Annotated in this window: 20 protein-coding genes; 7 read left to right on the top strand and 13 right to left on the bottom strand. The window is 42.6% G+C overall.

Translation table 11 applies throughout. The features are described 5' to 3' along the window. Positions 1-72: 72 nt before the first annotated feature. The 9 genes from MAR181_RS18035 to MAR181_RS04725 all read right to left on the bottom strand — a co-directional run bounded on the left by MAR181_RS18035 (position 73) and on the right by MAR181_RS04725 (position 9,311). On the bottom strand, positions 73-1,233 hold the full coding sequence (locus tag MAR181_RS18035) for a GGDEF domain-containing protein (RefSeq protein ID WP_013795442.1): 1,161 nt from the start codon (positions 1,231-1,233) through the stop codon (positions 73-75). After that, positions 1,234-1,728 carry a hypothetical protein gene (locus MAR181_RS18040; RefSeq protein WP_013795443.1) on the bottom strand — a complete coding sequence of 165 codons (495 nt, stop codon included), beginning with the start codon at positions 1,726-1,728 and terminating at the stop codon, positions 1,234-1,236. Between the two features lie 111 nt (positions 1,729-1,839). Beyond that, positions 1,840-2,550, bottom strand: coding sequence for a glutamine amidotransferase-related protein (locus MAR181_RS04695; RefSeq protein WP_013795444.1), 711 nt, complete (start codon positions 2,548-2,550; stop codon positions 1,840-1,842). Between the two features lie 238 nt (positions 2,551-2,788). Then, on the bottom strand, positions 2,789-3,445 hold the full coding sequence (locus tag MAR181_RS04700; protein WP_013795445.1) for an HAD family hydrolase: 657 nt from the start codon (positions 3,443-3,445) through the stop codon (positions 2,789-2,791). Between the two features lie 37 nt (positions 3,446-3,482). Continuing rightward, entirely contained in the window at positions 3,483-4,403 is a 921-nt protein-coding gene (locus tag MAR181_RS04705) for an EamA family transporter (protein ID WP_013795446.1), read from the bottom strand. A gap of 12 nt (positions 4,404-4,415) precedes the next feature. Continuing rightward, positions 4,416-6,152 carry a putative 2-aminoethylphosphonate ABC transporter permease subunit gene (locus MAR181_RS04710; protein WP_013795447.1) on the bottom strand — a complete coding sequence of 579 codons (1,737 nt, stop codon included), beginning with the start codon at positions 6,150-6,152 and terminating at the stop codon, positions 4,416-4,418. Continuing rightward, positions 6,149-7,225 carry a putative 2-aminoethylphosphonate ABC transporter ATP-binding protein gene (locus tag MAR181_RS04715; protein ID WP_013795448.1) on the bottom strand — a complete coding sequence of 359 codons (1,077 nt, stop codon included), beginning with the start codon at positions 7,223-7,225 and terminating at the stop codon, positions 6,149-6,151. Before MAR181_RS04715 ends, MAR181_RS04710 begins: the two co-directional genes overlap by 4 nt. A gap of 170 nt (positions 7,226-7,395) precedes the next feature. Next, on the bottom strand, positions 7,396-8,424 hold the full coding sequence (locus MAR181_RS04720) for a putative 2-aminoethylphosphonate ABC transporter substrate-binding protein (RefSeq protein ID WP_013795449.1): 1,029 nt from the start codon (positions 8,422-8,424) through the stop codon (positions 7,396-7,398). 179 nt (positions 8,425-8,603) lie between these two features. Beyond that, positions 8,604-9,311: a UTRA domain-containing protein gene (locus MAR181_RS04725; protein ID WP_013795450.1), complete on the bottom strand. Its 708-nt coding sequence runs from the start codon at positions 9,309-9,311 to the stop codon at positions 8,604-8,606. Between the two features lie 103 nt (positions 9,312-9,414). Here MAR181_RS04725 and MAR181_RS04730 point away from each other — a divergent pair, with 103 nt between their 5' ends. Then, entirely contained in the window at positions 9,415-10,509 is a 1,095-nt protein-coding gene (locus MAR181_RS04730) for an amidohydrolase family protein (RefSeq protein WP_013795451.1), read from the top strand. On the opposite strand, the gene MAR181_RS04735 is transcribed toward MAR181_RS04730, so the two are convergent. Further along, the gene (locus MAR181_RS04735) at positions 10,506-10,883 is read right to left on the bottom strand and encodes a helix-turn-helix domain-containing protein (protein WP_245546207.1); all 378 of its coding nucleotides are present in this window, start codon (positions 10,881-10,883) and stop codon (positions 10,506-10,508) included. The genes MAR181_RS04730 and MAR181_RS04735 overlap by 4 nt on opposite strands. 896 nt (positions 10,884-11,779) lie before the next feature. On the opposite strand from MAR181_RS04735, the gene MAR181_RS18220 reads away from it, so the two are divergent. From MAR181_RS18220 to MAR181_RS04745, 3 genes are all read left to right on the top strand, one after another. Continuing rightward, entirely contained in the window at positions 11,780-12,082 is a 303-nt protein-coding gene (locus MAR181_RS18220; RefSeq protein ID WP_083815558.1) for an EAL domain-containing protein, read from the top strand. A 212-nt stretch (positions 12,083-12,294) separates the two neighbouring features. Next, positions 12,295-13,902: a methyl-accepting chemotaxis protein gene (locus MAR181_RS04740; RefSeq protein ID WP_245546209.1), complete on the top strand. Its 1,608-nt coding sequence runs from the start codon at positions 12,295-12,297 to the stop codon at positions 13,900-13,902. Positions 13,903-13,996: 94 nt separating this feature from the next. Further along, positions 13,997-14,398 carry a thioredoxin family protein gene (locus MAR181_RS04745; RefSeq protein WP_245546210.1) on the top strand — a complete coding sequence of 134 codons (402 nt, stop codon included), beginning with the start codon at positions 13,997-13,999 and terminating at the stop codon, positions 14,396-14,398. A 10-nt stretch (positions 14,399-14,408) separates the two neighbouring features. Here the strand turns inward: MAR181_RS04745 and MAR181_RS04750 are convergent, their stop codons facing one another. Further along, positions 14,409-14,675 carry a hypothetical protein gene (locus tag MAR181_RS04750; protein ID WP_013795455.1) on the bottom strand — a complete coding sequence of 89 codons (267 nt, stop codon included), beginning with the start codon at positions 14,673-14,675 and terminating at the stop codon, positions 14,409-14,411. 99 nt (positions 14,676-14,774) lie between these two features. Between MAR181_RS04750 and MAR181_RS04755 the strand changes: the two genes are divergently transcribed. Further along, positions 14,775-15,698, top strand: a complete 924-nt coding sequence (locus MAR181_RS04755; protein ID WP_013795456.1) for an N-acetylmuramoyl-L-alanine amidase-like domain-containing protein — start codon at positions 14,775-14,777, stop codon at positions 15,696-15,698. Here the strand turns inward: MAR181_RS04755 and MAR181_RS04760 are convergent. Beyond that, on the bottom strand, positions 15,680-16,108 hold the full coding sequence (locus tag MAR181_RS04760; protein WP_013795457.1) for a DUF2721 domain-containing protein: 429 nt from the start codon (positions 16,106-16,108) through the stop codon (positions 15,680-15,682). The two genes, MAR181_RS04755 and MAR181_RS04760, sit on opposite strands and share 19 nt — an antisense overlap. 103 nt (positions 16,109-16,211) lie before the next feature. On the opposite strand from MAR181_RS04760, the gene MAR181_RS04765 reads away from it, so the two are divergent. Beyond that, positions 16,212-16,796 carry a glutathione S-transferase N-terminal domain-containing protein gene (locus MAR181_RS04765; protein ID WP_013795458.1) on the top strand — a complete coding sequence of 195 codons (585 nt, stop codon included), beginning with the start codon at positions 16,212-16,214 and terminating at the stop codon, positions 16,794-16,796. 38 nt (positions 16,797-16,834) lie between these two features. After that, a complete protein-coding gene (locus tag MAR181_RS04770; RefSeq protein WP_013795459.1) occupies positions 16,835-17,233 on the top strand; it encodes an MmcQ/YjbR family DNA-binding protein in 399 nt (132 codons plus the stop codon). A 79-nt stretch (positions 17,234-17,312) separates the two neighbouring features. Here MAR181_RS04770 and MAR181_RS04775 read toward each other — a convergent pair whose 3' ends face one another. Next, the gene (locus MAR181_RS04775; RefSeq protein ID WP_013795460.1) at positions 17,313-18,950 is read right to left on the bottom strand and encodes a methyl-accepting chemotaxis protein; all 1,638 of its coding nucleotides are present in this window, start codon (positions 18,948-18,950) and stop codon (positions 17,313-17,315) included. Positions 18,951-19,164: the final 214 nt, after the last annotated feature.

Below are 19,164 nucleotides of genomic sequence, written 5' to 3' on the forward strand. Positions count from 1 at the left end.
GTCTTAAAATCCTGACATTTGAGGCTTTGAAAGCAGTCGATCAAAAGTAAATCGATTCTCTTCAAGGCTGATTTATGAGGTTTTTTGAGCGCTGTACACTTGATTACGGCCACGCTTTTTGGCCTCGTACAAGGCTTGGTCTGCCACCGAATAAATACTGTCTGGGTTTAATTCTTCTAGTGATAAGGCGGAGGCAATACCAATTGAAATGGTTAGATTGTCGGATACCTTGCTTATTGTGTGTTCGATATTAAGCGTCTCGATAGAGGCGCGAATCTTCTCTGCAATCCCTTGTGTTTTAGTGCAATCTTGTTCATGGCAAAGGCAGGCGAACTCTTCACCACCGACTCGGTAGAACTCAATTTTTGTTTCTGTCTTTTTTAGGGCTTTCAAATGTTCTGAAATCAGCTGTAATGCTTGGTCCCCAGCAATGTGACCTAGGTGATCATTGAACAGTTTGAAATAATCAATGTCGAAAATCATCAATGAAAATGGACTTTGCTGTGCTTTGTATTCACTGACATCATGAGCCAAATGAAGGTTGAACTGACGGCGGTTGTATAAACCGGTTAGCGGATCTTCAACAGAGAGTTTATTCAGCTCATTCTTTTGTTTGAAAATCAGTACTAGAGCGTAGGAAAGTGCTGCCAATACTAAAATGAAAATGAGGATTAAGGTGTTGATTGCCATGGTTATTTTAGACAGTTTTTTAACATATCTGTCAATATGATCACGGATAAAAGCACTGCCATGACTGTACATAGCCGCACTGACAATTTTGACTTGTTGTAATTCGGAAAAGATTTTTGGGAAGTTTTCAGATGAATTAAGATCATGTGTTGTAAGGAGTTTCATCAGCGTGTCTAGATGGTTTTCAAAGGTGTTCAGTTCATCTTGTAGATCGGTTTTGTCGAGATCTGACTCGAGTCTTCTCCATATGACGCGAATGTTTTCAATACGAGATTTCAGTTGTTTGGCGCGGTTAAGCAAGTCTTGTTTATCATTTTGAACCTGATATTGCTTGGTTAAATTGATTTCTTGGTTAATCAGTGCGACTTGTAGACTGCTCTGTTGTAGTTGGTAGCGAATTTCATGTGGCGTAATACCAATGCGTTTGTGTATGTCTTTAATGTCCTGTTGGAAGCGCCATAAACCAATGGTTAAAAGCACTAAAGCCATTATGACCATAGGAATAATAACGAACTTTATTGGGTAGGATTTCAGCAATCGCACTTATTTGACCTTCATTATTTGGCGAAGGCTCCAGACCCAGAGGTCTCCTTCATTCATACCTGGTGTCAATGTGTCTTCTCGGCTCGGCCAAACCAGCCAGAACGGCCCTTTGTCATTGATCTTAAATGGCTGGCCATTTAATGCTATGGCCACAATAGCGGTTTGTTGGTCTGGAGCATCGGCATTCATGATAACGGCATAATCATCGGCTGCAGCGAGATAGAGTTGTTGAAAATCCTCTAGGCCAGCATCCTTTAATAGGTCTGTTAACTTAGGACCAACAAACTCACCAGACGCTCGCCAAATGGTCGAAAAGTTTGATTGATACAATGGAAACTTAACGAGGTCGGCGTAACCGTAATGTTTTCCATTTATGGTTAAACTGTATTCTTGAGGTTTATCAGGAATAGGGAGTGCTTGTCGATAAGGGCTTAACTCAGCAGATAGGACGAAACTACTGAAAACACAGAGAATCAGTGCAAAGGTGGTTTTCATGGAATCGGACTCTAAAGCTAAAAATATAATGCTAGCTTAGATCATAATAAGAATCGACCTTAGTGTTGAAAAAAGACTCTGTTTACTGAAACAGAGTCTCATTCAACGCTTTTAAGCCGTTAAAAACTGCGTAATCCAGGTCATCAGAGCTTGGTTTTGAATGTCGTCTTTTGCTAAGCTTTGATGCGCTTTCGTTACCACTTCCGGCGGTAAGGTGGTCTTTTCATAGAGCTTGATCAGATCCGATTCATAGGTCTTGGAGAATTCTGGGTGACCTTGAAAAGTGAGAATGCGGTCTTGATAGATTAAACCTGCATAAGGACAAAACTCTGAGCTGAGGAAGGTCTGCATTTTGCTTGGTTTTTCAATTACCTGATCTTGGTGAAAGGCACAAATCGCAATATCTTTTGTATCACTTAGCTGAGGAATCGTTACTTGTTCCGCCAACTGATAATGATGCACACCTACGCCCCAACCCCCTGAGTATTTCTCGACCTTACCGCCTAGTGCTCGAGCAATGATCTGGTGGCCGAAACAAATGCCAACCAACACCTGACCTTGCTGATCTATGTTGCGGATAAAGTCACATAAATTGAGAATCCACTTTTCATCTGCATAAGCATCGGCTTTTGAACCTGTGACGAGCCAAGCATCACATACTTGGCAATCGGCTGGAAATTCATTCAAACGGACATCAAATATTTTAAATTCCAATTGTGGATCAATGTGGCCAATTTGATCTGTAAACATTTGCGCGTAGGTTGGGTAATGCTCCCTTAATGGTTCTGGTGTGATACCAGCGGCAAGAATACCGATTTTCATGCTTTTTTATCCTCAAAAACAGGGTATTAAGATTGGACTTGTAGGCGACTTTGTCGGCGCATTATATCAATGGCGGTGATTACCGCAATGGTCACAATTGGAGCCATGAAACGGGTTAAAATCTGGGTAGTGAAGTGTGGTTCGTTCGTCAAGCGGCGTAAATAATCCTGACACAGGAAGGGGTGTTTCAAAATGAGTCAAGGCGCTTAATCAACAGCAAGATAAGCGCCTTTAAACATTATCTCAAGCTGAGGATGTTCCACTGGCGTTGTTGAGCTATTTTTTCAAGTATTGGGTCTGGGTCAACAGCAATGGGATGGCTTACTTTTTCCAGTAAGGGAAGATCATTGTGGGAATCACTGTAGAAATAGCTGCCTACCATTGATTCGCCATGTTGCTCGGCCCAGGTCAAAGCGCGTGCTACTTTTCCTTCTCGGAAGGTTGGAACGCCGATAAGTTCACCGGTTATTTTTCCATCTAGAATATCGATATCGACTCCTAATGCATGTTTCACGCCTAGATAGTCAGCAATAGGGGCAACCAAATGAATGCCTGTCGCCGAAATGATGATGACTTGATCACCTGCATCATGGTGTTTTTGTAACAAGATTCGGGCTTTTGGCAGAGCCATCTTGATGATGACATCTTGAATGAAATTACGGATCAGCGCCTCGACTTGGTCGGATGTTAAGTGGCACAGTGGGGACAAGGTATAGCGCATATACGTCGCTAGATCTAAAGTGCCTGCGTCGTACTCTTCCATATAAGCGAGATTTTTCGGGAGAAAATCGTCCGGAGTGGAAAGCTCATCATGAGCGGCAATGTACTCAGAGAAAGCTTGCGCCGTATCGCCAGCGACTAGGGTGTTATCAAGATCAAAAAATGCGAGTGCCATTCTGGCTCCTTCTAGTGTTAAAAAATGCGCTTGGGTTTCAACCCAGCGCCACAGCTAATAAACCGATAAACGTCATAAGAACCCCGAGGATTTTTGGGCCCTTTAAAGATTCACCAAAGCCAATCACGGCAAATAGAACGCCCAGTGGAATACTCAATTGTCGAAACGCCACGACGTAACTGACATTGTCGACAAATGCCATACTGAGAATGACAAGTGAGTAAGTTCCCAGCATTAGACCACCGGTTAATAACGCTGCTTGCCACTGATGACGAATCAGATAAACGCATTCACGGCGTTGTGTTCGAGTGCTAATCACAAACCAAATCATCCAGATCACAGCAAAGGCACTTTGCAAGGTCACGTAGGCCAAGGCGACTTCACTTGGGGTGGCGATAGGGTTTCCTGATGTGTCGGTTAACGCTCGCATTAATTGCGTGGCTTTGTTATCAACTAAGGAATAACCTGCCGTTGCAAAGGCGGCAACGAGAGCAAAAAAAGTGGTTCTATTGCGGTAGTTAGCCAGTTTGAAATCGTTAAAACTGGGTAAGGGAATGAACAAACAGCCAAGTACGATTAATGCCATACCCACAACCGCTTGCAGTGAAACCGCTTCTTGTTGTCCAAGGACAAAAGTGGATACACCCACAATGATTAGAGGGGAAGAGCGGGCAATCGGATAGGCAATGGACATATCCCCTGCTTTGTAGGCTTCGGCCAACCCCCAGAGGTAAATGGATTGGAAAAGTCCCGTCAGCAAGAGCAGTATCAATATTTCTTTGTCAAATGCGAGTATGAGTGCCCCATGAAGTATCAAAAAAGGGGAAAAAATCACAGCCCCAGCGACCATAGTCAGGAAAAAGAAAGCCAGTGTTGGGCTGGTCTTTTTGCCAAAAAAGTTCCAACCCGCATGCATGAAGGTAGATATGAGAACTAAAACAATGGCGGTGAGGCTCATTTCGTTCGTTTCCTACTTCTGACGCCAAGACTGAGTGTGCTTAAGTAACACACTGCCTAAAAACCAGTGCGCTAAGCGAGCCACCATACAGGTCAGCATGATCATTACCGCCATGGCGGCGGCTGGTGCAATGTCCCCAGCGTCATCCATGTTTAACACGGCCACAGAAGCCAAACTTGTATGATAAGAATAGAGAAAGACCACTGCCGACACTGTGGTCATGGCATTGACAAATAAATAGCTGGCAATGTCTAACACCGCTGGCATACATACCGGCAAGGTGACGCGCCAGAAAGTTTTGATTTGTGGCACTTTTAACGAAGCTGATACGGACTCGAACTCTGCATCAATCTGCTTTAAAGCCGTGGTTGCGGTCAGGTGACATACGGTATAAAAGTGGCTAATAGTACAAACAACCAAAATGGTCATGGTGCCATAGATGCCATTAAGTGGATTGTTGGGCGCATTGAAGAAGAAAATATAGGCTAAACCAAGTACTAATCCGGGCACGGCTAAAGGCAAGATAGCAAACAGGTGAAAGCACCATTTTAGTAATTGGAAGCCTTTTAGTTTTGCGACTAAATAGGACTGGAAGAAGATAAAAACCGTGCCAATGAGAGCGGTAAAGGTAGCCATTTGAATGGAGTTCCAATAGGAGTCCCAGCCGCCGCCGTCCATTAAGTCAAAGTTATAGTTCTTAAAGGATAAACTGAGATTATAGGGCCAAAAGGTAACCAGTGAGGCATAAACCGCCATCAATATAATGCCGATAATCACCACTGAAACCAACAGCATCAGAGTGAAAAAAGTGCGGTCTAACCAAGGGCGCTTTGGCGCAGTCCAAGGAACCGCTTTTGATGTCAATAAAGCAGACTGTCGACGTTGTAACCAACGATCTGTGATAAAGGTAAGAATGGCTGGCAGGAGTAAGATAACGCTAACCGTGGCCCCCATTTCAAAGTTTTGCTGACCAATGACCTGTTTGTATATGTCTGTTGCCAGTACATTGAATTGGCCACCAATGACCTTGGGCACCCCAAAATCCGTAATAACCAATGTGAAGACGACAAAGGCTACACTGATGATGCCGTATTTGGCGGCCGGTAATGTCACGGTGAAAAAGGTACGCATGGGGGACGCGCCCAGTACTTCTGCGGATTCGTAAAGGCGTGCGTCAGTGTTGGCCAAGGCCGTTAGCATGATCATCAAAGCATGAGGAAAAGTCCAAAAGCAGGAGCCAATGATAATTCCTATGGGGCCATAGATGCTTTCGCCCATGAGCAATTCTTTGATGATACCTTGGTTGCCAAAGAGGTAGACCAAACTGATGGCCGGCAGAAGTGATGGTGCCAATATGGGCAACACGAGAACGGTGCGAAAGAGACCTTTCAATGGAATGCGTGTTCGACTGATGCCATAAGCGGTTAAAAAGGACAGGGTGGTGACAATAAACGTTGATAAGAAAGCGATCAACAATGAGTTGTTTATGGCGTTATAAAGGCTAGGAGTGGCGAAAAAATGGCTGAAATTCGCTAACCCAATAAAGTCTCCCGCTTTGTTTTCAATACTTTTAGACAGCAGGGTGTAGATTGGCAATACAACACACACGAAGAGTGCTAAGACCCCAATCATGAGCACAGCGCCGAGTGACCATTCATCTAAACTACGCTGGCTAAGCCATTTTGATTCTCGGCTCTGAGATATTTTGACTTGAGCTTGGTCCGCGGTAGCGAGGCTAGATTGACTCATGCTTGGCCTCCAAAAATATGCAAACGATCAGCTGGCAATTGGCAGCGTACAGATTGACCTTGGCTTAAATTCAAGCCCGACATTTCATTCATTGAGATGTCCGCAATGAGAGGCGTTTCATGATTGTCGATTTGTAATAAGGAACGAACCCGAGAGCCAAGAAACTCCAAATGAAGTACTTGGGCATTGAGGCTGTTCTTGTCATCCTCATGACCATTAAAACGAATGTCCTCAGGGCGAATTGCAAGTTTAACGTTTTCTCCAAAATTCGTTCCGCTATTGGGCTGGCACTGCAACATAAGTGTGCCTGATTGCATTAAACCATCGCCACTGTTTTTGGCTTGAATGAAGTTCATTTCGCCCACGAATTCCGCAACAAACGGGGTGTTTGGGTGTGCATATACTTCTTGTGGGGTGCCGATTTGTTCAATAACGCCTTGGTTCATGACGACGATTTTATCGGCCATAGTTAAAGCTTCTTCTTGATCATGCGTAACCATTATTGTTGTGACGCCGAGCTTTTCTTGTAGCTGTTTTATCTCTTGGCGGAGGTGCGCTCTTACACGGGCATCCAACGCAGAAAGTGGCTCGTCTAATAGCAGCAAACCAGGTGACGTGGCTAAGGCTCGTGCTAAGGCCACCCTTTGTTGCTGGCCACCAGACAATTGCGCTGGGTACTTGGTTTCACTGCCAGACAGCCCAACGGTGGCTAACAGGTCGCTAACACGAGCGCGTTTATCGCTTTGACTAAAATGTTTTGAAACCAAGCCGTATGCAATGTTGTCTGCGACAGTCAGATTGGGGAACAGGGCATAAGATTGAAATACAATGCCAAAATCCCTATGTTTGATTGGGGTTTGTGTAATGTTTTCGCCCGCCTGAAAAAGCTTGCCTGAAGTCGGCATGTCTAACCCAGCAATGATCCGTAATAAACTGGTTTTGCCGCAACCTGATGGGCCTAGAAAGCAGACAAACTCGCCTTCTTGAATGTTAAGTGAAACGTCTTTTAAAGCTTGATGTGCGCCAAACATTTGGTGGATGTTTTGTAGTTCTAGGTAGGCTTGGTTGGACATAAAATCCTCTCCTTGAATAAGAGTATGTTTTGTCATCATCCCTTAAGCTCATAATGCAAATTAGAGTAAGCGGATATGACAAAACAGACTGACGATCGGCTAATGTAGAATGAGTCTGTTCATTTCTAAGAAAAGTGGGAATAGGGCGTCCCTATTCCCACAGCAAGGTATTATTTTGGATCGCTTTTGCCATCGTAGCGTTTTTGCCATTCTGCAAGGATTTGGCTGCGATTATCTGCAGACCATTCGAAATTGTTGTTAATCATCAGAGATTCGGCGTTGGCCGGAAAGTAATCTACGGGTTTGGCTACACCTGGCATGGCGACAACCGCGTAGCCTTCGTTATACATTTCATTGGCTTTTTGTGATGCTGTCCAGTCAACCAAGGTTTTGGCTGCTTTTAGCTTGTCAGTACCTTTGATAATGGCTGTTGCTTCCATGTCCCAACCTAACCCTTCCGTTGGGAAGACAATGTCGAGTGGAGCACCCATTTTTTTCGATTTCGCGGCACGGAAGGCGAATGAGATGCCAATTGGAATTTCCCCTGCAGCAGCCAATTTACAAGGCTTAGAACCAGAGTGAGTATAGCGGCTCACGTTTTGATGTAAGCCGTCCATGTAAGTCCAGCCCTCTTTTTCGCCAAAAATTTGCAGCCAGCTGCTAACGTCTAGGAAGCCTGTGCCGGATGAATTTGGGTTTGGCATGATGATGTGACCTTGATAAACCGGCTTGGTTAAATCGGCCCAAGAAGTCGGTTTTGGTAAGCCTAATTTTTTCGCTTCTACTGTGTTGTAACAGACAGCGGCCATCCAAGCGTCCATGCCAGTCCAAACAGGGTTGTCGCTCATGTCTTTGAATTTCGGCGACAGTTTTTCAGAGCCCATCGGCTGATAAGTTTGCAACATGCCTTCGCCCTTTAGCAGCATTAAACTGGTGGCAGCTAACCCCCACACTACATCGGCTTGTGGATTGTCTTTTTCGGCTAACAATTTGGCTGTCACAATGCCAGTAGAGTCTCGAACCCAATTGATTTTGATTTCAGGATGTTCTTCGTTAAAACGAGCAGCATATTTTTTGAGATCTTCCGCTTCAATCGCAGTGTAGACGGTAAGTTCTGTTTTAGCGGCGTGTGCTGCCATTGAAACCGTGGTGATGCCTGCTAAAACAGCCAGACGTTTAAGTAGGGTCTTATGTGTCATTTCTCATCTCCATGCATCAGGTTAATCAACTGGTATATACCAGATTGTGTAATGCAAAATAGCAGCCAAATATGTCATTGATGTGACGATTCTTTTAAAAAGTTGAAATGATCGACAGGGTCAATGATTGATTTAGCAGGGAGATAACTGGGTGGATCAGTATGATTGTGGTGGAAGAATTAGTCTCGAATGGCAATATTAATGGTCACAGCATCATGACGCCAAAACTCATAATCGACCTCAAGGACTTGCTTCGCACTAGTGTAATTTATGCGTTCAATCTGTAATCCTGGTTGACCGGCTGCTATGCCTAGGTCATTGGCGGCGTGGGCTGGAAGAGAAGTGGATTTAAAGGAAAGGTCCATGTCTCGATATTCTTGTTGATATTTACGCTTAAGGATCTGGCTCAATGACTCCGTTAAGTCTTCCTCTTCTATACCAGGTAATAAATTTTGGTTGATGTACATTTTTTCGATCAGTACAGGGCGTTGGTCAATATAACGACGACGATGCAAATAGAGGACAGGGTTTCCAACAGGAATGTTCATTAACTGTGCAATACGTTCGTTAGCGGGTTCAATTTGTTGCGCTAGTTTCTCAGTACTAGGGGAAAAGCCTTGTTCAGTTACGTATAAATTAAAGCTTAAATGGCTGGCTGGGTGATATATCACCGCTGCTGGTGAAACAAACCAGCCGCGTCTATTTTGACGATAGATAAGGCCTTCGGCTTCGAGGTTTTTGAGGGCTTGTCGAATAGTGACCCGTGTGAACTTAAATTGTTCGCCAATTTCTCTTTCAGATGGCAACTTACTTCCAGAGACCAGTTGCTGGCTGGTGATCAGGTCGCTGAAGTATTGTTGTAAATGATGATAGTGTGGCGTGGACATGGTAAGGTCATTCCTATTAATAGACGAGCAAAAACACCTTAAAAATAACGTGTTAGATGAGTAAGCGTCAAAGTATTTGTTTTAACAAAGAGGTTTCATTCTTATGGCTTGTCATCCTTTTATGGTCACAATTGCACTTTGTTCCTTATTGATAGGGTGTGCTAATGATCCTGAAAGTGAAGCACGCTCATTAACGTCTTTTAAGTCTGGTGCATCGTGTTATGACCGAACAACGGAACCTTATACGGCTGTCGTCGATAGCCATCTTCATTATCGACCATTTGATGGTCGCGCTATATCCTTTCAACAGGTGAATGATTTTCTCCGACAAACCAGTGTTCGTTTTGCAAATGTGTACGGAATTGGGCAAATGTTACCTGCTAATTCAACCTGCTCTAATTATTTGAAATGCCCTGGTACGCCAGTTTCTCCCACCACTCGAAATGATTTTGTTAATGCAGCCAATATGTTGGAACACGCACCAGAAGATTTGCATTTAATCTTATCAATGACCTTTACGGATTTAGCCAACCCAGAATCCACCCTAGCTATTATGGCGCTCTATGAAAAAGAGTACCCAGATATGTTTCGTTGGATGGGAGAGGTTAATCTGGTCAAGCAAGCCCAGTTTAATAACCGTCATGAGCCAGCGACACCTCAGGATATTCGGCAGTGGGCTGATTTTATGAGTGAGTTGGAAAAGCGAGACTATCCAATCACCATACATTCTGATTTAGGCAACAACCGTGCTCCAACGCTATATGTACCGTTAATGGAGCAGGTGTTGTCTTTATACCCGAATAATAAAATTATTTGGGCGCACATGGGAATGTCGTATGAGTTGACCAATATGAAAGCGGATCATCATATTGCCATATTGTCAGCTATGTTAGACAAGCACTCTAATTTGATGTTGGACACTTCATGGCGTATTTTGAATGATTATTATTTCAGCAAGAGGGGCAATCAAGCAAAGTATGTGGCCTTCTTTGATCAATATTCAAAGCGTATCTTACCAGGTTCGGACTTTGTTGCCTTTCGCAATAACCGTTTTTCCGTATATAAAGAAGAGCTTGAAGTGACGGGACACATTCATCAATTTTTGAGTGATGAAGCGTTTCGTAATATTGCATTAGGGCAAAATTACTTTGAGTTATTGAAACTGGAGTACGTGGCGCCAGAAGTGTGTTCCTCTTAATTGGCTTGATGTGGTTTCTCTTGCCATTTATGGAGGGTTTTGAGTTGTTCTAATAATAAAAATTTATTCTTTGGAGAGAGTTCACTGTAGAGTTTTAATATGAGTTGAGCATCTTTGCTAATAATGGACTCGCTCATTTTTTTATTTTTCTTAATATAAGACGCATTTATCTCTTCATATTTAATTTTTTCTAAGAAATCTAAGATATTGCCATCAGGCTGCTCACTAGCAGCATAAATAATAGCAGGCGAGGTATTCAATGCCTCAGCTAATTTCCATAGGACCTTTTGCGAAGGTTGTCTTAGCCCTTTCTCAATGCGAGACACATTGCTGGTGGCCATATCAGCTTCCAGTGCAATTTGTTCTTGTGTCATCTTGCGCTGTAAGCGCAAGGTTTTGATAACCTGTCCTATCTTCATGACGAGATTATCCTTTTTGACTTACTAGTACGACAAAACCTATAAGGCAATTTGTATGACTTGATTTGACAAATAGGCAATATATGGGCGTGATTTTGTCTATATGACAAATAATGACCTCCAAATATCATTGTCTTCAACGTGACAAGCAAAAAAATGCTCGCGGAAAGAGACGATTGGAGAACAAGGTTTGGATGGGGGAAATTGGACTGTATAGCAATACGTTCTTTTCATGTTCTACTCTTGCTCAGATTATTCTATCTAACTAATTGTTCTAAAAAGATTATCATATTTTTGGAGATTGCTTTTGGTTACTTTAAAAACAGAATGTTTTTTCAAAGAAGGCAAAGAATACTTTGCTCTAATTTTGAACAGGTAAGATGTTCAAAACTCGATAGAGGGTGTCTTTGATGGTTGCATAGTCCGGTATTTTGATTGGATTTGTTTGTTAAAAAGTTGTCGCTTGCATAGCAACTTTAAATTAACGTACTGTATAATATGCTTTACAAATTTGAAATCTTAGCGGAATGATTCTCAATAGTTTTGGCTGTGCCTATTCGGAAAAATGTTAATATTACGAAAGTTTATTCGTTTATATCAGAATAAGAACGGCCGTTATATTATAAATATTATTTATAATTAATGTGTTGGCTAGGAAATAGCCTATCAAGTCAATACATTTTATTTAAGCTATTCCCAATAAGTTTTTTAATTTCTAATGTTACTAATGATATAAAAATAATTTTAATAGACCCAGATGTCCATTTGATCAATTTATGGTCGAAACAACCAATGGCTTTTCATCACTGTCAAACGTAAATGTCGATGATAGCCTAGCCTAGCCTAGCCCTATCTTATGGGGTGAAAAATCGTTAGATGTTTTTTGGCGTGAGCATTCTAATCTTAAGAAATTGCTAAAATTTCCCATAGATCATTCAACACTAGACTGTTGCTTTGAGCATGAACTTCCCAATCAAATGGCGATTTATTTGAGTCATATTATTTTGAACATTGTACAAGAGCTTGATGTTCAACCTGTCGCTGAAGGCGTGGAGACGGAAAGTCAGTTGTCCTTGCTAACAGAGATTGGTTATCGAGTTGTGCAAGGTTTCTTCTATTCTCTATCTTTATTTCCAATTGAATTCGAGCTGTGAATGAAGGTCAGAATCTCCAATTCTTAAGCACAGAAAAGTACTTTTTTTGTCTTATTAAGATGATTTTCAGCACTGTTCTTGAGTCTATACGATGACTGACTCGCTGTTTCACTCTTGTCGTGTAGCCCTTTCTGGTGGCTTAGCGACGAGTTAATTTATTACTTAAGAAACTATTATTAATATGAATGAAGGGTAAAAAAATGTTAAGGAAAATGAATATTAGATCACGCCTATTTGCGGCATTCTCAGTGATTTTGTTGTTGTTGATTTTTCTCGGAGGCGTTGCCATTAAAACAATGCAAGACATCCGTTCTGACTTAGTGACAGTTGATGACAATATACTCCCAGCTATTTCAAATCTTGGGCATATGGGCAGTAATTTAATGACGGTGCAGATTTTTACATTGCGCTTATTAAATGAAGACAGTGAGCAGAGTCAAAAAGTAATCCTAGCGACTTTGCAGACAATTAAGCAGAAAGTGGCGCAATATCAGCAAGCTTATGAACCCCACATTGAAGTCGCGAGTGAGCGCCAGTTATTTGAACGTTTTTTGCAATTTGAAAAAGCATATTACGGATTACAAGCTCAGGTCACGGATGCAGTGATGAAGCAAGATGCCTCTGAGATTATGACGCTCGTACCTAAAATGAATCAGACGTCCGATCAGATGGTAGAAGTACTACACAGCCTTGTTGAGGAGAATCGAAGGATTGCAGATCTGACAAGTGAAGACGCACAACAGGAATATGATAATAGCTTTGTGGTGATTAATCTGATTATAGTTGGAGCTGTATTACTTGCTATTTTGGTCGCGTTTTTATTAGCGAAAAGTATTAATCAACCGTTACAAGCGGCCTTACATTCTGCTGAAGTGATTGCTCAGGGAGATTTAACTCAGACTTTAAACGTGGAAGGTGAAGATGAAATGGCTCGTTTGTCGACTGCGCTTGTCGTCATGCAAGAGAACCTCAGAGGGGCCATTGTTCACATAGGTGAGTCGTCGAACCAATTGACGTCGGCAGCAGAAGAACTTCACTCGGTGACCGAAAGCTCGACGAATGGATTACAACTTCAGAGTGATGAAATTCAACAAGCCGTCACAGCCATTGCACAAATGAGTTTAGCGGTTGATGAGGTGGCGAAAACGGCTCAAGCCACCTCGCAAGATTCCCATGAATCTTCTCGCTTGGCATCAGAGGGCAAAAGTAAAGTGGATGAGACGACTTCGGTCATTATCGATATGAACGAAGAAATGCAAACCAGTACGAATGTGATTAACCAGCTGGCGGATCAGGTATCTTCTATTGGGCAAATTTTGGATGTGATACGTGCGGTATCAGAGCAGACTAATTTACTTGCTTTGAATGCTGCGATTGAAGCGGCCCGTGCTGGAGAAGCTGGGCGTGGTTTTGCGGTGGTAGCGGATGAAGTGCGTAGTCTTGCTCATAGAACGCAGGAATCCACAGAAGAAATAGAAACCATGGTAAAAAATGTTCAGGCGTCAGCCAATGCGGCGGTGTCCTCCATGGAAAATACCAGCAAAAAAACCAGCATGGCTAAGCAAGTGGTGGCGGAAGCGGCGCTAGATTTGGAACAGATTACTCGCCGTATTGCGACCATCAGCGACAGCAATCATGTGATTGCCAGTGCCGCAGAACAACAATCTAATGTGGCCAAGGAAGTGGATGGAAATATTATCAACATTAGTGATCTGGGCACCCAAACCGTTGTGGGAGCGAATCAAACCAGAGCCAGTGCCGCGGAGTTAACACGCTTAGCGGTTGAACTTAATGATTTAGTGGTGAAGTTTAAAGTTTAGGCAATCACATTTCCTGAACTAAGGTAAGCTGAAGTGCTTTCTTTAAGGTCAGAAAATATATGTCAGAAAACCGCCTTGTTAGGCGGTTTTCTTTTTGACTTCCCTAAGCTTAGAATGCGGTAAAGTGAATCAAAATAAGGTGTCCGATATGTTGGCAATGACGCTTGGCTATAACGAAGATTATTCAGAAGAGGCGCCTGAGAAAGAAGCACTAGATCACCTAGCGGGTTATGCGTTGGTTGAGTTTGGCGCTCCGTGGTGTCCTCATTGTCAAGTCGCTATGCCGATTATTGAATCTCTTATGAAAACCTACCCGACTGTGCCTCATGTGAAAGTATTGGATGGTAAAGGAAAGAGATTAGGCCGTCAGTTTGGCGTAAAACAATGGCCAAATTTGATTCTGTTAAAAGATGGCCAAGAGATTGGTCGCTGGGTGCGAATGACTCATATTGAGGAATTGAATCAAGCAAAAGACATGCTTGATAGCATAGTCTAAATTCTAATGGTTAAACCGTAATATCAATCAGACTGCCAATGGTTTTATTAGAACCATCAATCACTTTCGCATTAGACTGGGCATTTTGAGTGGCCTGTCTCGCTTCCATCAGGCCTTCCTCAATTGTGCCATGCTGTACGTCTAGCTCTTTGGGTTGTACTCGGTCAAAGGTTTGAGTGGCTATGTGTGCAACTTCTTGACTGGCTTGTTCAAGGTTTCTTTGACTTTGTTGTAAGCCTTGTTGGCCATATAAAAAAGGTGGATTTTGTATTTTCATGGGCGAACCTCTCTCTTTACATGCCATTTTAGCAACTTGATGTTAGGCTGTTAGTGAGATTTTTGTTCAATTTTGTGACGTATTGCAAGCGAGGTAGCGATGAAAAAACATTGGCAAGGCCTCTTTTTCTTAGTTGGCGGTTTGTTTGGAGGAGCCAACGCGAGTGATTTTGAGCACACTAAGGATCCAAATATAGAAAGTGTATTTTATCAGTCTATAGCGACTCAAACAGACTCGATGAATGTCGTGGCGCGTGTTGAGCGATTAAGCCATCTCTTTATGGGAGCGCCTTATGTCGGGGGAAATGCCGGTGAGGGAGTAGACGGTCAGTTTGATAAGGACCCACTGATACGCTTTGATGTCTTCGACTGCACCACCTACGTTGAGACGGTGCTGGCTGGAATACAGTCCATTTCAGCAAAAAGCTTTAAAGACAACTTAATTAAAATTCGTTATCAGGATGGTTTGGTCAATTTTGTCCAGCGCAACCATTTTCCCAGTTTGGATTGGTTGCCTAATAATCGGGAACTACTGCAAGACATTACGGATCGAGTTGCACAGGATCAATCCCAGCGAGCGATCACACAAATTGATAGAGCGGCTTGGTATCGTCACCTAAGTGCCAAAAGCATTGCTTGTAAGCAGGACTGTAAGCCGCTCCTAGAAAAATTGCACGAGACTGGTCAGCATTTTCAAATTGCCCAAGCCGACATTCCTTATGTTCCCTTAAGCGCACTATTTTTGGGGCCGAATAAACAGGTGAACCAAGCTTTATTAGATCGTATTCCATCGGGCAGTGTGATTAATATGGTTCGCCCTAACTGGGCGTTGAAGAAATGGATAGGCACTAACCTGAATGTGTCACATCAAGGGTTAGTATTAAGACAAGGTGGCCGCTTAATCCTTCGACATGCCAGTGTGACACATCAAAAGGTAGTGGATGAGGATTTTATCGATTACTTTGCTCAGTATGATGAATCCTCATCCTTGAAAGGCTTTAATCTTCAGTTGGTGCGCTTATAGATTTTTCGAATCGATTTTTTGCGTTTTAGGTCCGCGTTAAAGTGCTTTAAATGAAGTTCTAAGGCGTCACAAGAAATGGTGATTTCACGCACTGATAGATACAAAGAATACATCAGGCAAACTAAGCTAGCGGCGAAGATATAGCTGCCGATTTGCTGATATTCTACATAGATGGCTAGCATCGACATAACGCAAAGAAAGAAACTGATTACGCCGGCTTCTTGCATTCGACGAATGAGGTAAATGCGTTTTCTTAAGTTGACGATTTGCTCCGTGGTGTTGTCGTCCTCTTGCTTTGGATCAAATGTTCGAATAATAGAGGCTAATGTCACAAAACGGTTAGTATAAGCTAGTAATAAAAGGGAAACGGCGGGAAACAACATAGCGGGAGTCGTTAAGGTGATGATCATGGTCTTCCTTTTGAGGGCGTCATTCATTGAAAGTGTTAACCGGTTCTATTTTATCAGTTTTTCAAGAACAGTGTGATGGAATCTATTGTGTTTGGAGGTTGTGATGAAACTAGTGGTTGGGACATTATCAACTTGGTCTTTGCGGGCTTGGATATGCAGTCAGTTAGCGGGAGCTGAAGTTGAGTTACAGGGGATTGATCTGCAATCAGAAAGTGACAAAGCAGAGCTAAGAAAATTGTCTCCAACAGGGTTGGTACCAGCTCTGTTAATTGGAGACATAGTGGTGCATGACTCTTTGGCCATAACAGAATATTTTAATGATTTTTCAAATGGGTCTTTGTATCCACTGTCAGCTCTTGAGAAGGCGGTCGCGAGAAGCTTATGTGCTGAGCTGCATTCGGGCTTTGTAACCTTGCGTCAACAATGTCCATTTTCACTACAGCCTGTGACACCGTTAACTGAGATATCCAGTGATTTACGTCACGAACTAAACAGAGTAGATGAGATTTTTTGTCAGGCAAAAGGGCCTTTTATGTTCGATAGTCCTGGTGCCGTGGATGCTTTTTACGGCATTTTAGCCTATCGTCTTGCCGATTATCATCTGCCCCTGTCAGATAAGGCTAAACACTATCAACAAGCGTTATTAGCTTGGCCATTGTTGCAGCAAGCGATTGCGTTACGTTACTGACGGTTTCTTTGTGTCCCACATTTTGATGCGAGGTTGGTTTGCAACTAGATCGTGTAAAGTCCTATTTATTGTCCAAGCCTGAAGCGGTGGAAGTGTATCCTTTTGATAATCGTACGGCTGTGTTCAAAGTACAGGGAAAAATGTTTGCTCTACTGACTCGCTATCAAGCAAAAGGTTTGTTGAATCTGAAGTGTCAGCCGGATCATGCCATTGAGCTGAGGGATGTGTTTGAAGAGGTGATTCCTGCTTATCATATGAATAAGCGACATTGGAATTCTGTGATGTATGAAGGAAGTTTGCCAGATGGGGAAATTGAGTGTTTGATTGATCACTCCTATGCTCTGGTTGTTAAAGGCATGAAAAAATCTATAAAAGAAGGATTGGTGTTACGACATGGCGAAATGGCCGTCTATGGGAGCGATATCCAAGAGCGCTAAGTGCTCTAAAGAGAGCATGTTAGATATAAAAAACGCCAACAAGAAGGACACCTTGTTGGCGTGATCGATTTCCTAGAGGCTAAAGTTTAAAGGCCGACATGACCTGCTGTGTTTGTTCTGATGTTTGAGCCAGGGATTCACTCGTTTGGTTGTTCTGCTGAACTTGCAAACTTGCCTGCGCAGATAATTCAACCACTTTTTCATTTAACTCATTGAGCCTTTGTACTACATCACTTTGCAAGGTAACGCTTTGAAGTACCGAATTACTGGCATGATTAATACCTTCAGCTGAGCTGGCAATGTCTTCTAGATATTGCGCCGTCACGCTCATTTCTTGAGTGGTTTTTTGTGATTGTTGATGACTCTCTGTGATTTTGCTTTCAGCTTCTTTCGCACCACTTTGTAGTTTATTAATCATAGCTTGAATTTCATCCGTTGATGCTTGGGTTCGACTGGCTAAGCCACGGACTTCATCGGCTACCACGGCAAACCCTCGACCTTGTTCACCGGCTCTGGCCGCCTCAATTGCCGCATTTAACGCCAGAAGGTTGGTTTGCTCGGCAATTTCACTGATGACATCCAGCACGCTGCCAATGGTCTGAGACTGTTCAGCAAGTTGAATAACCGTGTTTAATCCAGATTCTAATTCACTGGATAACTTATCCAAAGAATCAACGGTTTGTTGAATAGAATGCTGACCCGTACGGGTTTTTTCAACCGTCACCTTAGCAGAATCTAAGGTCGTTTGTGTGCTTTCAATGACCTCGGTTTTGAAGCTATCAACTTCCGTAATGGCTTGCGTCATTTCAGTGAATTTGCCTTCTCGTTCTTGGCTAATTTCTCGGGTTTTTGCTGACGCTGTTTTCAGTTCTTGACTTTTTGACTCCACCTCTTGATTGAGAGACACCGCTTTATTCAGCGTATCACTCAGCCTTTGCACAAAGGTATTGTATGAAACCGCTATCTTGGTTAATAGATCGTTTCCAGACTCAGGAAGACGGGCCGTCAAATCCCCAGAACCTTGTGAAATGTTTGTCAAAGCCGTTTGAATTTGACGGATTGGGGTGATAATGGATTTAAGAATGATAGTGGAAATAAGCAGTGCTAAAAGAATAATAGCGGTACCGATGCCGCCCAATTTTATGATTTCTTGTTTGAACTGCTGATTGACATCATCTAAGTAGATTCCTGAGCCCACAATCCAACCCCATGGAGCGAATCCTTGAACATATGAAATTTTTTCAACGGGCTGCTCACTGCCAGGTTTTGGCCAAAGATAATCAACAAACCCTGCTTGTTGTGCTTTTACCACTTTGACAAATTCTGAAAAAAGTTTTTTACCGTTAGGGTCTTCAAGGTTTGCTAAGTCTTTTCCGTCCAAACTAGGCTTAACAGAATGCATGACTATTACCGCATTGTAGTCATTGATCCAGAAGTATTCTGTGCCAGCGTATCGAATGCCTTTTATGGTTTCCATGGCATATCGTTGAGCTTCGTCTCGGCTGAGTTCTCCTGATTCTTCGAGTGCTTGAAAGTGAGTTAAAACGCCTGTTGCCGTTTCAACAACATGTTTTGTTTGCGCGTATTTTTCATTGAGTAGTGTCGTTTTGTTTTCACTTAGAGAAAGTGAAATCACTAAAATCAAACCGATAGAAAAAAAGACCAGCAGGCTGATTAACCTGTGCTTAATGGGGATATTGCGTAAGGTATTTATCATAAGGGTATCCTATCCTCTTGAGAGTCTGCGTGACGTTTATTCTTGTATAAAGTTGGTCTTTCTTTTTGCTTACAAGTTGTATCCTTTTTCTTTGAACAATTCAATGGTGCCATTTAACTGTCATTTCTATGTAACTTTTTGTCTATAGATTATTTGTTAACTTCTCTTAAGCAGGGGAGGTTAGAAACAACATTTATGGGAAGGTTGTTTTCTA

This window comes from Marinomonas posidonica IVIA-Po-181 (assembly GCF_000214215.1).
Lineage (GTDB): Bacteria > Pseudomonadota > Gammaproteobacteria > Pseudomonadales > Marinomonadaceae > Marinomonas > Marinomonas posidonica.

Excerpts from the sequence above, each read along its gene's own strand:
- MAR181_RS18040 (WP_013795443.1), bottom strand. The coding sequence starts at position 1,728 with ATGAAAACCACCTTTGCACTGATTCTCTGTGTTTTCAGTAGTTTCGTC.
- MAR181_RS04760 (WP_013795457.1), bottom strand. The coding sequence starts at position 16,108 with ATGATCATCACCTTAACGACTCCCGCTATGTTGTTTCCCGCCGTTTCC.
- MAR181_RS04720 (WP_013795449.1), bottom strand. The coding sequence starts at position 8,424 with ATGACACATAAGACCCTACTTAAACGTCTGGCTGTTTTAGCAGGCATC.
- MAR181_RS04725 (WP_013795450.1), bottom strand. The coding sequence starts at position 9,311 with ATGTCCACGCCACACTATCATCATTTACAACAATACTTCAGCGACCTG.
- MAR181_RS04710 (WP_013795447.1), bottom strand. The coding sequence starts at position 6,152 with ATGAGTCAATCTAGCCTCGCTACCGCGGACCAAGCTCAAGTCAAAATA.
- MAR181_RS04735 (WP_245546207.1), bottom strand. The coding sequence starts at position 10,883 with ATGACACAAGAACAAATTGCACTGGAAGCTGATATGGCCACCAGCAAT.
- MAR181_RS04695 (WP_013795444.1), bottom strand. The coding sequence starts at position 2,550 with ATGAAAATCGGTATTCTTGCCGCTGGTATCACACCAGAACCATTAAGG.
- MAR181_RS04765 (WP_013795458.1), top strand. The coding sequence starts at position 16,212 with ATGAAACTAGTGGTTGGGACATTATCAACTTGGTCTTTGCGGGCTTGG.
- MAR181_RS04730 (WP_013795451.1), top strand. The coding sequence starts at position 9,415 with ATGGCTTGTCATCCTTTTATGGTCACAATTGCACTTTGTTCCTTATTG.
- MAR181_RS04715 (WP_013795448.1), bottom strand. The coding sequence starts at position 7,225 with ATGTCCAACCAAGCCTACCTAGAACTACAAAACATCCACCAAATGTTT.
- MAR181_RS04750 (WP_013795455.1), bottom strand. The coding sequence starts at position 14,675 with ATGAAAATACAAAATCCACCTTTTTTATATGGCCAACAAGGCTTACAA.
- MAR181_RS04705 (WP_013795446.1), bottom strand. The coding sequence starts at position 4,403 with ATGAGCCTCACCGCCATTGTTTTAGTTCTCATATCTACCTTCATGCAT.
- MAR181_RS04740 (WP_245546209.1), top strand. The coding sequence starts at position 12,295 with ATGAATATTAGATCACGCCTATTTGCGGCATTCTCAGTGATTTTGTTG.
- MAR181_RS04700 (WP_013795445.1), bottom strand. The coding sequence starts at position 3,445 with ATGGCACTCGCATTTTTTGATCTTGATAACACCCTAGTCGCTGGCGAT.
- MAR181_RS04755 (WP_013795456.1), top strand. The coding sequence starts at position 14,775 with ATGAAAAAACATTGGCAAGGCCTCTTTTTCTTAGTTGGCGGTTTGTTT.
- MAR181_RS04775 (WP_013795460.1), bottom strand. The coding sequence starts at position 18,950 with ATGATAAATACCTTACGCAATATCCCCATTAAGCACAGGTTAATCAGC.